Below are 19073 nucleotides of genomic sequence, written 5' to 3' on the forward strand. Positions count from 1 at the left end.
TTAATAAAGTACACAATATTTTTTCCCTACTCCCGTCTTGATGCAGTCGCTCATGGGGGAAACCACGGCAGTCGCTCATGGGGGAGACCCCCAAGACCGCGCTGCCTCCCCAAGACCGCGCTGCATCGCTACTCCCTACTCCCTATTCCCTACTCCCTACTCCCTAAAATCAAGTACAAAAGTTACTCACCTTTTTGATAACTTCTATAACTAACACTCCCATCAAACCTCCTTATCAAAAACATGAATATTGCCGTAGTAGGTCTGAGCCATAAGACAGCACCGGTTGAAGTCAGAGAAAAACTGAGCATTCCAGAAGCCCAGTTAGAGACTGTGATGCCCCACTTATGTAGCTATCCTCATATTGAAGAGGTAGCGATACTGAGTACTTGTAATCGGTTGGAAGTTTATATAGTCACCACCGAAACTGATGCAGGAATTCGAGAATTGTGCCAGTTTCTGACAGAAAAAGCTGGCATTCCTCTAGCCAAGTTGCGCCCCCACCTATTTATTCTGTTGTATCATGATGCAGTCATGCACTTAATGCGGGTTGCTGGAGGTCTAGATAGCCTAGTCTTAGGAGAAGGGCAGATTCTAGCTCAGGTCAAAACCACCCATAAACTTGGTCAGCAACACAAGGGAATCGGACGTCTACTTAATAAACTGTTTAAACAAGCAATTACTGCCGGTAAGCGAGTTCGCACGGAAACCAGTATTGGCACTGGGGCGGTCTCCATTAGCTCAGCAGCGGTAGAGTTAGCTCAGCAGAAGGTAGAAACCCTTTATGGCACCTCTTTGACGCCCTATAAAATAGCAATTATCGGTGCTGGCAAGATGTCGCGCTTGCTGGTTAAACATTTGCTGGCCAAAGGTGCCGTAGATATCTCAATTCTGAATCGTTCCACCAAACGGGCTGAAGAGTTAGCCAAAGCATTTCCCAAAGCGGATCTACAACTGCATTCCTTGTCAGATATGATGACAGTGGTTGCTCAGTCAGATATCGTATTTACTAGCACCGGTGCTACGGAACCACTGCTGACTCGGTCTAATTTAGAAGGAGTGTTGCAGACAAGCCATTCCTTAATGATAATTGATATTTCTGTGCCTCGTAATGTGGCAGCTGATGTTGATGAGCTAGAGACTGTCCACTCATTCAACGTGGATGATTTAAAAGCAGTGGTAGCACAGAATCAGGAAAGCCGTCGTAAGATGGCCATGGAAGCACAAGAACTCTTGGAAGAAGAAGTGGCAGCCTTTGACATCTGGTGGCGTTCCCTCGAAACCGTTTCTACCATTAGTAGCTTGCGCAGCAAGGTCGAAACAATTCGTGAGCAAGAGCTAGAGAAAGCCCTATCCCGTCTCGGGTCAGAATTTGCCGAAAAACATCAAGAAGTGATCGAAGCCCTAACCAGAGGGATTGTTAACAAAATCCTTCATGACCCGATGGTGCAATTACGAGCACAGCAAGATATTGAAACTCGACGGCTGGCCATGGAATCGTTACAAATGCTATTCAATCTAGATACTGGCGAGCAATTTAGCAGTTAGCAAAAACTTGTAGGGTGGGCAAAAACAGTTTGGTTCAAATGTTTATTATAGTACACAGAACTTTGCCCACCCTACTTGAATTGGTATTTTGTGGAGACCTATCAGCGATCAGCTATCAGCTAAGCGAACGGCTAAAAGCCTGTGGTGACGCTACACCGAACAGTTTATGCCCATAGCGCATGCCACTTGAAAAATAAGCTGACGGCTGACGGCTGACAGCTGAATACTTAGTTTTTGATAGACCACGCTATGCTGGTAATGACCAAAAACTAAAGACCAATGACCAAACTATTGCGCTGGGTTACTGGGCTACTGGGTGTATGGATAGCTTGGAATTTGCTATCTCACCTGGTAGCAGCAATTTTATGGTTCACGGAAGTGGATTATCTATCGGCTTTCTTGCTGCGTTTGCAGACCCAGCTGAGTTTGTGGGTAATTGTATTTATCATATCATTGGGGTTTTTGCTCACCAATTTATGGTTAGCCAACCATTTCAAGCATCCAGAAAACTTAGCAGATCTCGAGATTACCTGGCTAAAAGGGTTCAAGACTCTTGACTCTTCATCCTTAACCCTTAACCAAACACGGTTAAACTCACCCTCCCCAATAGTGAGATCGGGAGTGAGACCAAGAGGAAAATTTTCTAAAAAACGCCCAGCCTTCAGATTGCGATCGCTTTTGCCATTTGCCCTAGCACTCAGTTTATTAGTTGGGGTGGTGCTGTTGTACTACGGAAAAATGGCCTTTTCTGTTTGGCATTTCCATCGAGAAACCTTGTCAGCCACCTTTATGAGTGAAGCGACACCCCCCCTACCGTCACCCTTGGGTTGGGTATCTCTCGGAAAGCTATTTTTATCAGAATCCAGAAGCAATCTGGTTTGGCAGCTGGGGATGATCTCCGCAGTGATGGTAGGGCTAATGGTAAATGCTCAGTTGTGGTTAAGAGCGATCGCCCTAGCACTAAGTTTTGCCTGGGCGATGGTGATTTCAGAACAATGGGGCAGAATTTTAGAGTATCTCTATCCCACTCACTTTAACACTACCGAGCCACTATTTGGACAGGATATCGGCTTCTACGTATTTGGTGTACCGGTATGGCAACTATTGAATTTTTGGCTAGGGGGCTTATTTCTCTTTGGTCTAGTTGCGGTATGGCTAATTTACTTAACCTCAGGCAATAGCCTCTCAGATGGGAAATTTCCGGGATTTTCCCAAAACCAACTACGACACCTGTATGGCCTTGGGTCTGCTGTGTCGGCAATCACAGCCTTCCACTATTGGCTTTCCCGGTACAACTTACTGTATTCAACCCGTGGTGTTGCTTATGGTGCGGGCTATACCAATGTCTCAGTCAAGTTGCCCTTTAATACAGGATTGAGCATTCTCGCATTTGCGATCGCACTGTTGTTACTCTTGAGAGCAATTTTCTGGATACGCCGCCTGCCCACCAAAATACCAGTAGCATTGTGGATACTGGGCTTATACCTAGGGATATGGGGAATTGCTGGGATAATCTTACCTGCAGCAGTGCAACGGTTTAAAGTCGAACCCAACGAGTTAGCCTTAGAAAGACCCTATATTGCTCGGACTATTGCCCTGACGAGAGCAGCTTTTGACCTCGATAGTATTGAAGCTGAAACCTTTAACCCCCAAGGTAAGCTCACCAGCACCGATCTAGAAAAAAATCACCTAACCATCGACAACATTCCCCTGTGGGATACCCGCCCCTTATTACAAAGTAATCGTCAGCTGCAACAACTGAGACTTTACTACCAATTTACCGACGCCAATTTTGATCGCTACACTATTAAAGTTAAGCCAGACCAGTTTAAAGCTGGCTTGAATAATGTTGGCAGGTTGAATGTTAGCAAGTTGAATGTTGGCAGGTTGAATCTGGACTGGTTGAATCTTGCCAGGTTGAATGTTGCTAGGTTGAATGTTGCTAGTTTGAATCTGGACTGGTTGAATCTTGCCAGGTTGAATGTTGCTAGGTTGAATGTTGCTAGTTTGAATCTGGACTGGTTGAATCTTAAAAGTTCAAACAACACCATTAAACCTGCTAACCTTGGCCAAAAGGCCGCGCTACGCGAACAAGCCAATAACCTTGGCCAAAAGGCCACGCTACGCGAACAACCAAATAACCTTAAAGCCAATAACCTTAAAGCCAATAACCTCAAACTAAATACAAAAACTCAAAAACAACAAGTACTTGTTGCTGCCAGGGAATTAGACTATGATGCTGTGCCCAAACAAGCACAAACTTGGGTTAACAAACACTTAGTCTATACCCATGGCTATGGGTTTACCCTCTCTGCTGTGAATCAGGTAGGAGAGGGAGGACTGCCATACTACTTTATTAAAGACATCGGTTCTGGTGGAGGTGAAGCGCTCAAAGGAAGCTTATATACATCCTCTCCAGAAATTCGTGATAGTATCCCCATTGGTCAACCCCGGATTTACTACGGAGAACTGACCAATAACTATATCATGACCTCCACCAAAACTCAGGAATTAGACTATCCCAGTGGAGAAGAAAACGTTTACAACACCTACGATGGCACTGGTGGTGTTGCCCTAAACTCCTTTTGGCGGCGGTTAGTGTTTGCCCAGTATCTTAAAGACTGGCAGATGGTACTGACTGGGAATTTCACACCCGAAACACGGTTACTGTTCCGCCGTAATATTCGGCAACGGATTCAAGCGATCGCTCCCTTCTTACGCTATGACGCTGACCCCTACCTGGTAATTGCTGATACTTCTGAAGGCGAATCAGCCGTCAATGATAATTATCTCTACTGGATGGTGGATGGCTACACCACAAGCGATCGCTATCCCTATGCCGACCCAGGTAACAACCAGTTTAACTACATTCGTAACTCTGTAAAAGTCGTTATTGATGCCTACAATGGCGATGTTAGTTTCTACATAGCTGACCCAAAAGACCCGATTATTCAAACGTGGAGTAAGATTTTCCCGAATTTCTTCAAGTCACTGGATCAGATGCCCAGCAACCTGCGGACTCATTTGCGCTACCCCATTGATCTATTTAACATCCAATCCGAGCGCTTGCTAGCATATCACATGACTGACCCCCAGGTCTTTTACAACCAAGAGGATTTGTGGCGGATTCCCCAGGAAATTTATGCTGGTAAATCTAAATCAGTGGAACCCTACTACATTATCATGAAACTGCCCAAGGAGAAATCAGAAGAATTTATCTTGCTCCACCCCTATACACCTACAGGTCGTAATAATTTAATTGGTTGGCTAGCTGGTCGTTCTGATGGCGATCATTATGGCAAGTTACTCCTGTATCAGTTTCCCAAGCAACAACTAATCTATGGACCAGAGCAAATTGAAGCCCTGATTAATCAAGATCCAGTCATCTCTCAACAAATTTCCTTATGGAATCAAAAGGGTTCAAGAGCAGTTCAGGGGAATCTTTTGGTTATTCCCATCGAGCAATCTCTACTGTATGTTGAGCCATTGTATATAGAAGCTGAGCAACATAGTCTGCCAACATTAGTGCGAGTTATTGTGGTTTATCAAAACCAGATTATTATGGCTCAAAATCTAAAAGAAGCACTTGATGCCATCTTTAAGCCAGAGCAAAGTAAGACACCAACAATTGTACGTCCAGTCGAGGAAACTGCACTCCCTTAGCTAATCTAGCTAAATCCGGTTTTCATACCCTTAATAAAAATATCCCTATCTCCCTATCTCCCCACACTTACCACACTTACCACACTCCCGATGATGGGTATTCAACCAGACTTGATATGATGGCTAAATTTGATGGCTAAATCTAAAATCTCTGGTAGAGACTCTAACCTTTGAGGAGAACATATCCATGCCGGAGAATTTGAGAAGCCAAGTGGTTACCCAAGGTGTTCAGCGAGCCCCTAACCGAGCCATGCTGAGGGCTGTTGGTTTCACTGATGACGATTTTACTAAGCCCATTGTTGGTCTTGCTAATGGCTACAGCACTATTACTCCGTGCAATTTGGGGTTAAATGATTTGGCCAAACGAGCAGAGGCGGGATTGACCACTGCTGGTGCTATGGCTCAGATGTTTGGTACAATTACGATTAGTGACGGGATTTCCATGGGAACGGAAGGGATGAAATATTCCCTGGTATCCCGGGAAGTAATTGCTGATTCTATTGAGACCGCTTGTAATGGCCAAAGTATGGATGGAGTTTTGGCCATTGGCGGCTGCGATAAGAATATGCCAGGGGCGATGATTGCCATTGCCAGGATGAATATCCCAGCAATTTTCGTTTATGGTGGCACGATTAAACCTGGACATCTCGATGGTCAAGATTTAACGGTAGTGAGTGCCTTTGAAGCTGTTGGTCAACACAGTGCTGGCAAGATTGACGAGGCTAAACTCAAGGCGGTGGAACTCAACGCTTGCCCTGGTGCTGGTTCCTGTGGCGGCATGTTTACCGCTAATACTATGTCCTCTGCTTTTGAGGCAATGGGGATGAGTTTGCCCTATTCCTCTACCATGGCAGCGGAAGATATTGAGAAAGCCGATAGTGCTGAGAAATCTGCTTTTGTGTTAGTCGAAGCAATTCGCCAGCAAATACTACCTAGGGCTATTTTAACACGAAAGGCTTTTGAGAATGCGATCGCAGTAATTATGGCAGTAGGTGGTTCCACCAACTCAGTCTTGCATCTATTAGGGATCGCCCATGCTGCTGGAGTAGCCTTATCCATTGATGACTTTGAAACCATCCGGGGGAAAGTACCAGTCCTGTGTGACCTCAAACCCAGTGGTCGCTATGTCACTGTAAATTTGCACCGCGCCGGGGGGATTCCCCAAGTGATGAAAATGCTGTTGGTCCATGATTTGCTCCATGGGGATGCTTTGACCATTTCCGGCCAAACTATAGCGGAAGTGTTAGAAGAGGTACCTGATCAACCCCCTGCTGACCAAGATGTAATTCGTCCTTGGGATAATCCTGTGTATGCTCAAGGACACTTAGCCATTCTGAAAGGCAATCTGGCCACAGAAGGGTCAGTAGCAAAGATTACTGGGGTAAAAAATCCTCAAATCACCGGTCCAGCGCGAGTATTTGAATCCGAGGAAGCCTGCTTAGATGCGATTCTCGCAGGTAAGATCAACTCTGGTGATGTGATTGTGGTGCGCTATGAAGGACCAAAGGGTGGCCCAGGCATGCGGGAAATGCTGGCTCCCACATCAGCCATTATTGGTGCTGGGTTAGGTGATTCGGTCGGATTAATTACCGATGGACGATTTTCTGGAGGTACTTATGGCATGGTAGTCGGTCATGTCGCACCAGAAGCAGCGGTTGGAGGTGCGATCGCATTAGTCCAGGAAGGGGATATGATTACCATTGATGCCCATCAGCGATACTTACAACTAAATGTGTCCGATCAAGAATTAGAGCAACGCCGTGCTAGTTGGCAACCACCCAAGCCCCGTTATACCACAGGGGTATTGGCAAAGTATGCCACCTTAGTCTCTTCCAGTAGTGTCGGAGCAGTAACGGATTTAGATTTGGATTAACACTTATACACAGTTGCTGGTTAATCTACTCTATAGCTGATCCATGAGTCGTTACTCCCCCCAAATTAAAAAACCTACACTTGTGAGGCAGGAATCCCCCCTAACCTTACAAGGGTAGGTTTGTGAACATTGGGGCGAGTAAGTATAGCGCTACGCGCAAGGCAAGAGGAATCCCCCCTAACCCCCCTTAAAAAGGAGGCAAGAGGCAAAAGTGCAAGTGCATTAGCGCAGGTGCGCTTTCCGCATCTAATTATTAAATTCGCCACGGGTCGCACCTTTTTCTGCTTTTATCAATGTCCTAACTTTAATGCGTAGTGCTATACTTTCATGATTGTATAAAATCCTAAATATATGTATCAAAATACACAATCATTTTCGGAATAATTCTGCCCATTTCCTGCTTCTGTTAACTCCCTCGGTGCGCTTGACCCGTAATTAAATTCGCCACGGGTCGCACCGCTCCCGACTCCCTCGGTGCGCTTGACCCGTAATTAAATTCGCCACGGGTCGCACCGCTCCCGACTCCCGACCCAAATGTAAAAAACCTACCCCTGTAAGGGATTCCTGCTCCCTAAAAGCCAGTAATTTGTACCTCACCCCATTGAAAACTGCTATTATACATGATGCATAACGCCCTGAAAAGGTTGTCTCAACATCAATTTGTACTTGGTTGGCTGCTAGGGGGGCTACTGTTTCGGTGTATCATTGCTTTTTGGCTTTACCCTGGTATTGATGAAGCCTATTACTATGTCTATAGCCTGCATCTAGACTGGAGTTATTTTGATCACCCAGTTTTAGTTGCCCTGACTACTGGCTTTGGTACTTGGATAATGGGATAGGTTTCCCAATTCACCATTCGTCTGGGTTCCCTGATTTTGTATACAGGTAGCCTATTGCTACTGTATCTGACTAGCACTCATCTATTTAACACCAAAGCGGCTAGATTAACGTTAGCGATCGCTACCATTATTCCGATTTTTCAAATTGGCTTTGGTGTACTTACCCTACCCGATAGTCCCCTGATATTTTTCTGGTCAGCTAGTTTGTTATGTGCTGCTTACGAATTTTTTACCCTCAGAGGGAAAAATTTAAGTAAAAAATTATCTAGTCAACCCAATAGTTTATCTTCCAATACTCCACACCCTAACCCCCACACCCTAACTCCTATTTATAGTTCATACCGACCTAGCTATCGGTTAGCACTCCTGGGTATTTTAGTAGGTTTAGCTTGTCTAGGGAAATATCATGGCTTTGTTTTGGGCTTAGGATTAGTTGGTTTTTGCTTAACGAGTCCACGTCATCGTTGTGCATTATTGTCACCTTGGGCATGGCTAGGTTTAATGTTATTTATCATAACTATTTTTCCAATTTGGTACTGGAATATACAGCATGATTGGATATCCTTTACTTTCCATTTATCCACCCGTTTTAAACCAGAGCCAGAGGTACCTCAGCAGGGCTACAATTGGCTAAATGTATTAGTGATAGTTTTATCTGGAATAGCTTATCTTTTCCCTACGATGGCATTGCCCATGTGGTGGGTGAGTTTGCGATCGCTACTTACTCAATTTACCGGGTATAGCAAGACATCAAAATTGGAGTCAAGATTGATCCTATGGGTATCCCTACCCCTAGTTGTAGGCTTTACCCTCTTAGCAGGATATCACCAAATTTTGCCCACTTGGCCAATGCCAGGATTTTGGGGGATAACCTTACTACTAGGGCAACAGGCGCAACAGTGGCAAATGCGATCGCCTTTAGGCGGGCACTTCCTGTCATCGCGCGGTTGGGTTAACCGATGGCTAAAGGGTTCAGCCATAGCAATAGCTAGCCTATTATTGTTTGTGCTACTGCATATCACGACAGGAACACTGCAAAAATCCGGTCACTATGCTTTACTAGGGGGTTTTGTCTCTCCCAAGGATGACCCCTCTACAGAACTGATTGATATTCAGCAACTGCGACAAGGATTTGCTCAGTCTCCTGTGCTGAGTGAGGCATTAGAAACCTCTAGCTTTGTCTTTACTAATGGGTTTTATATCAGTGGGATCGTAGCGATGGCGATTACTCCCCTGACCTCTACACCAATTACCTGTTTGGGAGAGGATATGCGTGGTTTTATGGTCTGGTTCCAGCCTGAGCAATGGTTGGGTAAAGATGGATTATACCTTACTCTGGAGCGATTTCAAGAGTTGACAGATAGCTATCGAGCTTATTTTCAGGATATGCAGGAAATAGGGACAGTGCCGATTCGAAGGGCTGGAGCAGTAACAGAGGTTTTTCATGTGTATTGGGCGACTAAGATGGTGAAGCCTTATCCTAGCTGAGCGCTCGAATCGGTCATAGATCTGGGATTCAAGCTTTTCTCAGTCGCTCTGCACGGATACAGCCTCCCTCCCAATCCCACTTCGGGTCAGATTCACTTGGCTTATATTGTGCCCAAGCATTGCCACTCTCGTCCTGATACAAGGCTGTAATCTCCGCAGTAGCTCTACTTCCCCAAGGCGCTTTTACTATAATCTGGTCTTGGCACTCGAAAACTTCACCGTCAGAATTAGTGACGCTCTTGAGTGCGATTTGGGGTTTGCGCTCAATCGGGGGTATTTTTTTGATGACTAATTTTTTTGGCGGCTCAGATGTAGTCAAGTTTCTTGAACAATTGTAGTATCGATTACTTTCTTTTATTTTAGACGCTAGATACTAGCAAGTCGCAAGGGGGTTAGTTGGTAAGTAATCAGGGGTATTGACATTTTCTTGGGAATATGCATACTTCCAAGCAAATGCAATTATAGCGCTACGCGCAAGTTAGAAGTCAGAATTCAGAAGTCAGAAGTAAGCTAGGACTAGGTTTCGGAGTTTACAAATGTCAAACATCTTAATGGGTAGTGCTATATCTATCCTGGTAGGCTACATGATTGTTTGTATTGAGGACAATACATAAAAAACCAAACGACAAAAAGAGCTGTAACCAAGCGACACTCCCCTATCGGATGAGTGTCGCTTCGTTCCTCATTCCATAATTGCACCGGGCGATGGCACTTCGTCGTGCCCGCCTAAGGGCGAACGCAAAGGGCAATTGTAAACAGCATTGCTGCCAAAAATGCTGCTGCCGTCCGAACATGGTTCCAAAATGTCCAATCGGTCAGGAATCTTGCCCATAGGGTTGTGGCTTCAGTACTGTCTGGCGTAACGATTGCCAGGGCATCATTAAGCGGGATATTGCACGCGAAGGTTACGCCGATTGTGCCAATCAGATAAAGCAAAGTACCCGCCAGCCAATAGACAGCAACCGGTTGATGCCACTGTAGCAGTAACGAAATAGTCAGCAATGTGCAAGCAGCAGCGGTTCCCAGAAATGCCAGCATAAACCAAGGATTGATCACAGTGATATTAATCGATTGCATGGTAGCAATACCCTGTGCTGGTGGTTGCTGAGCCAAAGCCTTCATCACAAAAGTCGAAAAGGCGAAGAAGATGCCAGCGGCCAGACCACTGCCGATTGCTGTTAACAGCATTAGAGAAAAGCGGAAGTTGTTAACAGTTACCATAAAGCCTCCTAGGAATTTTCGTGTTTTTTGAAAGTGTTTAATATGTAAGCAGTCAGCAGTCAGCAGTCAGCAGTCAGCTTATTTTATTCAAAAGCACCTCAAGTAAAGTGGAACAGGCTTCTAGGCTGTGAAGCTATGGGCATAAACTGTTCCCGTATCGTGGCCACAGGGCTTTCGCAGATAGCTGTTCTGGTAGCTTTCGTCTAGCCCATAAGCTGATTGCTGATCGCTGATTGCTGATCGCTGATTGCTGAATGCTCTCTTCAATAGGACAAACTTGGTGTCTTGTGAATATACTTGTCATCTGCCAGTTGCTTCAATATGAAGTCAGCAACATCAGCACGAGAAATTTTGAGTTTTGATGTTTTATCGTTACTTGGAAAGCCGTGTCGGTATTTGCCAGTGCGATTCCCATCTACAAAGGCTCCAGGACGAACAATTGTCCAGTCTAGACCGCTTTGCAAAACATAGTTTTCCTGCCTTTGATGATCAGCAAACACGTTCCGTAACAGGAATCCAAACATGATATACTTCCAAAAGAAGTTAAGATTTTCCCAACTATCTCCTGCTCCAAGAGTTGATTGGCAGATAAAGCGTCGGATGCCTGATTTCTCCATGGCTTGGATAATCTGTCGTGTCCCCTCTGACCGGATTGTCCCTGTCATCTTCTGACCTGCTCCGAGTACACACACCACTGCTTCTTGACCTTGGACCGCCTTCTCCACTGATGGCAGATCCATGACATCCCCCTGAACAACCTTGAGATTTGCGTGGTTGATGTCCAGCTTGGCGGGATTTCGTGCAAATGCTGTAACCCTGTGTCCCTGGTCAAGGGCCTGTTCCACAACCTGACGACCTGTACCACCGGTTGAACCAAAAATAAGTATATTCATCTTCTTGATACTTTCTGCTTAACAATCACCCTTACAGCTTAGAAAGGCAATTGATGCTCAGCTATCTAATTCTTGTGGTACTATCACAATCTTGCGATGGCACTTCGTGCCCGCCTAAGGGCGAACGCTTTTCACGTTTTTGCTGGAAACTACCCCAAGCTGAATATAATCGGAACTAAAGCATTCAGCGGTCAGCGGTCAGCGGTCAGCCTTGTGGCACAGGCTTTGGCCTTGGCCTTTTGGCCTTTTGGCCACGCTACGCGAACGGCCACGCGTGCGCGTTTGGCCACGCTGTGCGAACGAGGCTGGGACTTTACTCAGATTCAAAAGTTCCGTAGCTTCCTAATAGCCCATAAGCACATCAATTAGTACCATCTGTAGCGCATTAGCTGATAGCTGATCGCTGATAGCTGATCGCTGATAGCTTAGATCAGAACTAGACGCACTGGCCTTGGATTATGAAAAATCCTGCTATCCAACAGGCTGAAACCAATGGCTTATCCCAGAAGTCTCGCCAAACTCAAAGCTGGGAAAATATTCGAGTCCAACACTTCCAACATCCTGCTGGAGAGGGAAATTGTCATTACAATGATGAGCATACCCTTTCTATCTCCCTTGCTCCTCGTCCCGTTCGCTTGCTACAAATTCAGGCAGGCAAGAGCTACACAGGGCTGTATAAAAAAGGAGACATGTCCATTACCCCTGCCAAGACACCGTTTTTTGCTCGGTGGGACAGTGATGATAATTACTTGCAGATTCGGCTGAAATCTCAGTTTATTCAAAGTGTTGCTAGAGAAAGCCTTGAACAGAATCCCGATCGGCTAGAATTACTGCCAGAATTTCGGATTCGCAATCCACAGATTGAAGCGTCCGCAATCATGCTACTTACTGAACTTCAACAGGAATCTTCAGGCAGCACACTTTACATTGATTCTCTGGCTAACGTCTTGGCAGTCAATTTACTGAGGCAACACGCAGCTACCAAACCTCAGTTGCCAATTTACCAGGGTGGCTTACCCCTGCGTCAACTGCAGCAAATTATAGATTACATTGATACACATTTAGATCGAGATATTAAACTGGCAGAATTAGCTCGATTGCTAGACATGAGCCAATTTCATTTCAGCCGTCTATTTAAGCAATCAATCGGCATGTCTCCCTACCAATACTTGATCCAGCAACGGGTAGAACGGGCGAAGCAGTTGTTGAAACAAAAAGACCGATTAATTGTAGACATTGCCTTAGAGTGTGGCTTCAACAGCCACAGCCACTTAAGCAAAAAGTTTCGAGAATTTACCGGCATGACACCGAAAGCATACAGAGCACATTAGTAAGCATATGCGCTACGCGCACGCGTGTGCGTTCAGCCGTCAGTTATAAGCTAATGCGCTACTTGAGGTGCTATCAGGTGCTTTAAGGATGAGTAAAACCAGCAGGGATTTTTAACCAGCCGTAGCAGTACCCCCCAGCTTGTTTACTACCGACCGTTGATTAGCTGACGGCTAAGGGCTGATAGCTGTTGGCGTAGCCTGCGCGTAGCGCATATGCTTACCAATCAAAATCTACCATTGATGAATTTCAAGCCAGACTTTCCGGATAGAGGGTGAAAGGGATTGCTATACTAACCACAGCATAGATGGTAAAAAAGCGAGATTTGTTGTAGGATATGCAGCCCACTGACGCCAACAAGTTTACAGATAAAGCCTGGGAAGCGATTGTTAAATCTCAAGATGTCGCCCGTCGCTGCAAAAATCAACAGCTGGAAGTCGAACACGTTGCGATCGCATTGTTGGAACAAGATGGGCTACCCAATCGGATTCTATCCCGTGTCACTGTTGATGTTAACCGGTTTCAGCAACAACTGGAAAATTTTGCGACGCGCCAACCTAAGGTCGCTAACCTAGACCAATTGTACCTGGGTCGTGGTTTGGATGTGATGCTCGATAATGCGGAAGCCTATCGCAAGACTTTGGAGGATGAGTATATTGCAGTAGAACATCTGTTACTGGGTTTAGCGGTGGATGAACGGGTAGGACGCCGCTTGCTCAAAACCCATAACCAGGATGCCGCCAAGCTCGAAGAGGCCATTAAAGCCATCCGAGGCTCTCAAAAGGTCACAGACCAAAATCCCGAATCCCGTTACGAAGCATTGGAAAAGTACGGACGGGATTTGACCGAAGCCGCTCAAGCCGGAAAACTTGACCCAGTGATTGGTCGGGATGAGGAAATTCGTCGGGTGGTTCAGGTGCTATCTCGTCGGTCGAAAAATAACCCCGTGTTGATTGGAGAGCCAGGGGTAGGAAAAACTGCGATCGCAGAAGGACTAGCCCAACGAATTGTGAATGGGGATGTCCCAGAATCCCTCAAAAACCGCCAGCTGATTTCCTTAGATATGGGCAGCTTGATTGCAGGTGCTAAATATCGGGGAGAATTTGAAGACCGACTTAGAGCTGTGCTTAGGGAAGTGACCCACTCAGATGGTCAAATTGTCCTGTTTATCGATGAATTGCACACCGTAGTCGGAGCTGGTGCTAGCGGTGGCACTATGGATGCAGGGAATTTACTCAAACCAATGCTAGCTCGGGGAGAATTGCGTTGTATTGGAGCAACTACCCTTGATGAATACCGCAAGCATATTGAAAAGGATGCTGCTCTAGAACGTAGGTTTCAGCAAGTCTATGTTAAGCAACCAACTGTAGAAGACACCATTTCTATTTTGCGGGGACTCAAAGAACGCTATGAAGTCCATCATGGGGTTAATATAACCGACTCAGCCTTGGTAGCAGCAGCTACCTTATCCCAGCGCTACATTACTGACCGATTTTTACCCGATAAAGCTATTGATTTGGTGGATGAGGCCGCAGCCAAAATCAAAATGGAAATTACCTCCAAGCCAGTGGAATTGGAAGCTACTGACCGCAGGCTGATGCAGCTGGAAATGGAAAAGTTATCTCTAGAAGGGGAAGATAAGCGAACCAGTACCACCTCCGCCACCTATAGTTCTGCCCAGGAACGGTTAGAGCGCATTGAAAAGGAAATTGTGGTTTTACGGGGAAAACAGGAACAACTCAATAAACAATGGCAATCGGAAAAGCAACTGTTACAAGACATCAGTGCCTTAAAAGAGGAGGAAGAACAGTTAAGGGTACAAGTGGAACAAGCGGAACGCAATTATGACCTCAATAAGGCAGCCCAGCTAAAATATGGCAAATTAGAAGCTTTACAGCGGGACCGGGAAGCTAAAGAGAGTATGATGTTGGAACTCCAATCCGGGGGTAGTGCTCTGTTGCGAGAACAAGTCAGTGAATCCGATATTGCTGAAATTGTGGCTAAATGGACCGGTATTCCCCTGAAGCGATTGCTGGAATCAGAGCGCCAGAAGTTATTACAGCTCGAAGGACATTTACATAAACGGGTGATTGGGCAAACAGAAGCCGTTTCTGCTGTAGCTGCTGCCATTCGTCGTGCTAGAGCAGGGATGAAAGATCCCGGGCGTCCCATTGGTTCCTTCTTGTTTATGGGACCAACTGGGGTCGGTAAAACCGAATTAGCTAGAGCGTTGGCACAGTTTCTGTTTGACAGTGAAGAAGCTCTGGTGCGGATTGATATGTCCGAGTATATGGAGAAACACGCAGTTTCTCGGTTAGTAGGTGCCCCACCAGGATATGTAGGGTATGAAGAAGGAGGACAACTGTCAGAGTCCGTGCGTAGGCGTCCTTACTCAGTAGTATTGCTCGATGAGGTGGAAAAGGCACACCGGGATGTATTTAACATTTTGTTACAGGTACTTGACGACGGACGAATTACCGACTCCCAAGGCAGAACCGTCGATTTCCGGAATACCATTATTGTCATGACCAGCAATATTGGCAGTGAGCATATTTTGGGAGTAGCTGGGGATGATTCCCAGTATGAGGAAATGCGCAAACGAGTGACGGAGTCTTTGCGATCGCATTTTCGCCCAGAATTTGTGAACCGGGTCGATGATGTGATCATATTCCATACCCTAACCCGGGATGAATTGCGGAAAATTGTCGGGATTCAACTCAAACGGATTGAGCGGCTGTTGGCAGAGCAAAAGATTACCCTGGAAATGTCCGAGCAAGCTCAGGATTATCTCACCGACGCTGGATATGACCCCGTCTATGGTGCTCGTCCCTTGAAGCGGGCAATTCAGCGAGAGTTAGAAAATCCCATTGCTACTAAGATTTTAGAAAATATGTTTATCGAAGGGGATACCATTTTCATTGATTGTGGAGATCAAGGGCTGACATTTAGTAATAAAGCACCCACTAAACCAGTAACAGCTAGTGAATCAGCTGTTCCAGCTGTTACTTAAGATTAGGCATCCCTTTGGGAAGAGGGAGGAGTTCATGTAGGGTGGGCAGTGCACCAGACAGATAATGAAGCTTGCAAACCACGTTGGTAGGCACTGCCCACCCGAAGATTAATGACAATGGTGCAAGATCTCAGTAAAACGTAAGCATTCAGCGGTCAGCGGTCAGCCGTCAGCCTTGGCCACGCTACGGGAATGGCTGATAGCTGTTCGCGTAGCGTGCGCGTAGCGCTTAAGCTGATAGCTCACCTTAAAACTGGAAGTAAAGAAATTCGGAAACTCGGTTAAGAGATAGTAGGCAAAATGTAGCGATTAAGCCAATAGCTGTGGCCCAGTACCAGCTAGGCTTGAAGTGTTTCATGATTTGCTGGGTATTAGGCAAAAAGGTAACCCCTAGGATTAGTCCGAAGAGTACCATGAAGGTCTTTTCTAACCCTATAGGTGGCAGAAGACGTTTCATATCTTGCCACTCCTGAAATTGGATGCCTAAGGGGGTTAACCAACCCAAGGTATTTTGATAAGTAGTAGGCAAGATAACGCCCTTGAGTCCTACCATTGCCTGTAATATTCCTAGACCATCACTAATACTAGTTGCCCGAAACAATACCCACGTACTTACCACTGCTAAAAATGTCAGCATCCAGGCTAGAATTTTTGGCATCGATAGCTTCATTTGCCGCCACCTATGATTAATTACCAGAAATAAGCCATGGAGTCCCCCCCAAATCACAAATGTCCAGCCAGCACCATGCCACAATCCTCCGAGAAGCATTGTAGCTAATAAGTTACCATATTGACGTAGACGACCGCGACGATTACCACCAAGAGGAATATAGAGGTAATCCCGGAGAAAATTCGACAAAGTGATGTGCCAACGTCGCCAGAAGTCACTGATAGATCTCGCTTTGTAGGGGGAATTAAAGTTAATCGGTAGGCGGATATTTGTGATTAACCCTAAGCCAATTGCCATGTCAGAGTAGCCGGAAAAATCGAAATACAGTTGAAAGGTATAACTCAATGCTCCCACCCAGGCTTCTACAAAGCTGAGTTGGTCACTATTGTTAAAAATAGTGGCTACCCAGGGGGATAGATTATCTGCGATCGCAACTTTTTTACCTAAGCCTAGGATAAATAGGCTTAGCCCCATTCCCATGTTTTTCCAGGAAAACAGGCTATTGCGTAACTTCTCAAACTGGGGCAATAGTTCATCGTAACGGAGAATTGGACCGGCTATGAGTTGGGGAAAGAAAGACACAAACAGGCTATAGGTCATAAAATTATACCTACACTTTTTCGTTTCCCCACGATAAGCATCAACAATATAGGCAATTTGGGTAAAGCTATAAAAAGAAATCGCTAAGGGAAGTAAGATGGTAGGAATAGTGATATTTGTCCCAAAAATATGGTTTAATGAATCTACGAAAAAGTTAGCATATTTGAAATAGCCCAAAATCGCTAGGTTAAAGCAAATTCCTATCCAAAGCAGGAGTTTAGTTTGCTGTTTATAACTAACTACTTTGGAAACTAGGTTTGAGATGTTATTGTTTTTATTGGGAGAAATTACAGCTAAATTTCCTTCCTCTCCTTCCCCTCTTCCTCTGAAGCTGATCGACATGTTATTCACGGTCGTGGGAGCCGGACTATCCTCTCCACTTCCTTCTTCTAACAGAATTACTAGCTTCTCTATCTGTTTGCCAATGACATAGTTACCACTAATTGAAATTAGGAGCAGAGGCAGATAAGCAATTTTCCAATAACCATAAAAAAATAGGGATGCTAACGTCATCCATACCCAGGTAGCTTTAACCAAACGGAAGCGACTTAAGCCAAAAAAAACCACCAGGGTAATGGGAAGAAAGCCGAAGATGAAAGCGTATGAGTTGAATAACACGGTAGATGACTCTTGGTAAGTAGGAAATGCTAGCAATATTGCTGTTTATTAACAGTCAATAATCAATATTATATAATAAATAGTTAACACTAAATAGTCAAACAAAAACAGTCAACAGTCAACACTAAATAGTCAACGGTCAACACTCAAAAAATTTTTGGATAAGGGAAAATAATTTTATAAACACCCTGCATCTCCCTTACCTTCTGCTAGTCAATGGCTCTAGCTAATGACGTCCATCTCAAAGGTTTTTGGGTAAGGGAAAATAATTTGTAAACACCCTGCATGTCCCTTACCTTGTCTAGAGATACTCTTAAACCGGGATTAGTTGGGACAAACCCGAATAAGCCGGTCAAGGTGCAATCTATTGTTGTCCGAGTGAGAGGTGGTAAGTGCGGCAATTGGAGTTGAGCCTGCCACCTGTCTTTCTGGACGTTCCTGGCATCTCGACCAGGAGTTTCTTAAAAGCCTGAGTTGTAGTATGCTTAGAATCAAGCCATCCCAGCTCGACTGCGTCAGCTAAACTCAGTCCCATACCTCCCAAGAAACGCGCGGTACGACGCAACAACACTGATTGAACCTCAGCTCTAGAAGAGTACCGAGAAATCTCCTTGTCTGTACCTCGATCAAGGATGTTTTTAGCAGCATTGTGGTCAGCCTGTAACACGACCCCATCAAATCTGGTAAAAATGTCCCCGTTTCTTTTCCCTAGCAGGGTTCCAGTCACGGAGTCAAGTTGCGACGTGTAACTAGGCTGGACTTCTATAACAACCGACCCAGTCCAATTAGCCCATTTTTGCAAAGAGTCCCTGATTACTCCTTTGATCCAACTATTAAGTTGGCGGGACATGGCTTTGGACTGGCGTTTATTTTTAAACGGTTGTGTCAAATCTAAGGCCGTTGGCCACGCTTCGCGAACAGCAAATACTTTCAATGGTTTCCCATCAAAAAGAGATTTAGAGGCGGCTCCTACTCTAGCTGTGAGTTCTGATTGATTTTTCCTGTATCGTCGATTCTCAGTTTTTCGGCTTAGGTTGTTCTCTAATATTCGAGCCGACTTAGCTGGGTCAATTTTCTCAAGCTTTCTATGAAGAGCCCAAAGCTTCCCTCTGTTTCGACTTTTAGCACAGATACGGTCAGATTTTTTGGTGATGGCCTTTCCTAATCCCTTTCCGTGAACTTGGCCATCTGAATCATAGAAAGCTTCCGTGTAGCCCTTGTCTACCCCTACATGGCGGCGTTCAACAATGGCTTTTACCTTTCCATGATTAACTAAAAAATGAACCTCAAACCTTGGCAACAACCGGTTGTATACCAGTCT

16 protein-coding genes and 1 pseudogene are annotated in these 19073 nt (G+C 45.3%); 10 read left to right on the forward strand and 7 right to left on the reverse strand.

What is annotated here, in order from left to right:
* The 5 genes and pseudogenes from F6K20_RS03950 to ilvD form a co-directional block, all read left to right on the forward strand.
* Positions 1-198, forward strand: a pseudogene (locus tag F6K20_RS03950) (hypothetical protein); the annotation flags it as partial.
* 45 nt (positions 199-243) lie between these two features.
* Positions 244-1548: a glutamyl-tRNA reductase gene (locus tag F6K20_RS03955; protein WP_287293848.1), complete on the forward strand. Its 1305-nt coding sequence runs from the start codon at positions 244-246 to the stop codon at positions 1546-1548.
* Between the two features lie 38 nt (positions 1549-1586).
* Positions 1587-1724 carry a hypothetical protein gene (locus F6K20_RS03960; protein ID WP_287293850.1) on the forward strand — a complete coding sequence of 46 codons (138 nt, stop codon included), beginning with the start codon at positions 1587-1589 and terminating at the stop codon, positions 1722-1724.
* 103 nt (positions 1725-1827) lie between these two features.
* Positions 1828-5211: a UPF0182 family protein gene (locus F6K20_RS03965; protein WP_287293851.1), complete on the forward strand. Its 3384-nt coding sequence runs from the start codon at positions 1828-1830 to the stop codon at positions 5209-5211.
* 187 nt (positions 5212-5398) lie between these two features.
* Complete coding sequence (gene ilvD, locus F6K20_RS03970; RefSeq protein WP_287249757.1) at positions 5399-7084, forward strand: dihydroxy-acid dehydratase; 1686 nt, start codon at positions 5399-5401, stop codon at positions 7082-7084.
* 435 nt (positions 7085-7519) lie between these two features.
* Here ilvD and F6K20_RS03975 read toward each other — a convergent pair whose 3' ends face one another.
* Positions 7520-7681: a hypothetical protein gene (locus F6K20_RS03975; RefSeq protein ID WP_158026776.1), complete on the reverse strand. Its 162-nt coding sequence runs from the start codon at positions 7679-7681 to the stop codon at positions 7520-7522.
* Positions 7682-7728: 47 nt separating this feature from the next.
* Here F6K20_RS03975 and F6K20_RS03980 point away from each other — a divergent pair, with 47 nt between their 5' ends.
* Together F6K20_RS03980 and F6K20_RS03985 are read left to right on the forward strand one after the other, a co-directional pair.
* Positions 7729-7923 (forward strand): hypothetical protein, encoded by a 195-nt coding sequence (locus tag F6K20_RS03980; RefSeq protein WP_287293853.1) that lies wholly within the window; start codon positions 7729-7731, stop codon positions 7921-7923.
* Between the two features lie 15 nt (positions 7924-7938).
* Positions 7939-9411 carry an ArnT family glycosyltransferase gene (locus F6K20_RS03985; protein WP_287293857.1) on the forward strand — a complete coding sequence of 491 codons (1473 nt, stop codon included), beginning with the start codon at positions 7939-7941 and terminating at the stop codon, positions 9409-9411.
* Between the two features lie 28 nt (positions 9412-9439).
* Here the strand turns inward: F6K20_RS03985 and F6K20_RS03990 are convergent, their stop codons facing one another.
* The 4 genes from F6K20_RS03990 to F6K20_RS04005 all read right to left on the reverse strand — a co-directional run bounded on the left by F6K20_RS03990 (position 9440) and on the right by F6K20_RS04005 (position 11525).
* Complete coding sequence (locus F6K20_RS03990) at positions 9440-9730, reverse strand: hypothetical protein (protein ID WP_287249755.1); 291 nt, start codon at positions 9728-9730, stop codon at positions 9440-9442.
* Positions 9731-10137: 407 nt separating this feature from the next.
* Positions 10138-10632: an anthrone oxygenase family protein gene (locus F6K20_RS03995; RefSeq protein WP_287267405.1), complete on the reverse strand. Its 495-nt coding sequence runs from the start codon at positions 10630-10632 to the stop codon at positions 10138-10140.
* A 120-nt stretch (positions 10633-10752) separates the two neighbouring features.
* Positions 10753-10899 carry a hypothetical protein gene (locus F6K20_RS04000; RefSeq protein WP_287267404.1) on the reverse strand — a complete coding sequence of 49 codons (147 nt, stop codon included), beginning with the start codon at positions 10897-10899 and terminating at the stop codon, positions 10753-10755.
* Complete coding sequence (locus tag F6K20_RS04005; protein WP_287267403.1) at positions 10896-11525, reverse strand: NAD(P)-dependent oxidoreductase; 630 nt, start codon at positions 11523-11525, stop codon at positions 10896-10898. Before F6K20_RS04005 ends, F6K20_RS04000 begins: the two co-directional genes overlap by 4 nt.
* A gap of 96 nt (positions 11526-11621) precedes the next feature.
* On the opposite strand from F6K20_RS04005, the gene F6K20_RS04010 reads away from it, so the two are divergent.
* From F6K20_RS04010 to clpB, 3 genes are all read left to right on the forward strand, one after another.
* On the forward strand, positions 11622-11894 hold the full coding sequence (locus F6K20_RS04010) for a hypothetical protein (protein ID WP_287267401.1): 273 nt from the start codon (positions 11622-11624) through the stop codon (positions 11892-11894).
* 89 nt (positions 11895-11983) lie between these two features.
* Positions 11984-12856: a helix-turn-helix domain-containing protein gene (locus F6K20_RS04015; protein WP_287267399.1), complete on the forward strand. Its 873-nt coding sequence runs from the start codon at positions 11984-11986 to the stop codon at positions 12854-12856.
* Between the two features lie 335 nt (positions 12857-13191).
* On the forward strand, positions 13192-15864 hold the full coding sequence (gene clpB / locus F6K20_RS04020) for an ATP-dependent chaperone ClpB (RefSeq protein ID WP_008183260.1): 2673 nt from the start codon (positions 13192-13194) through the stop codon (positions 15862-15864).
* A 247-nt stretch (positions 15865-16111) separates the two neighbouring features.
* Here clpB and F6K20_RS04025 read toward each other — a convergent pair whose 3' ends face one another.
* Positions 16112-17752, reverse strand: a complete 1641-nt coding sequence (locus F6K20_RS04025) for an MBOAT family O-acyltransferase (protein ID WP_287249750.1) — start codon at positions 17750-17752, stop codon at positions 16112-16114.
* 364 nt (positions 17753-18116) lie between these two features.
* A partial coding sequence (locus F6K20_RS04030) for a zinc ribbon domain-containing protein (protein ID WP_287293855.1) occupies positions 18117-19073 on the reverse strand: 957 nt, incomplete at its 5' end.

The organism is Moorena sp. SIO2C4, from assembly GCF_010672485.1.
In the GTDB taxonomy this organism is placed as follows: domain Bacteria; phylum Cyanobacteriota; class Cyanobacteriia; order Cyanobacteriales; family Coleofasciculaceae; genus Moorena; species Moorena producens.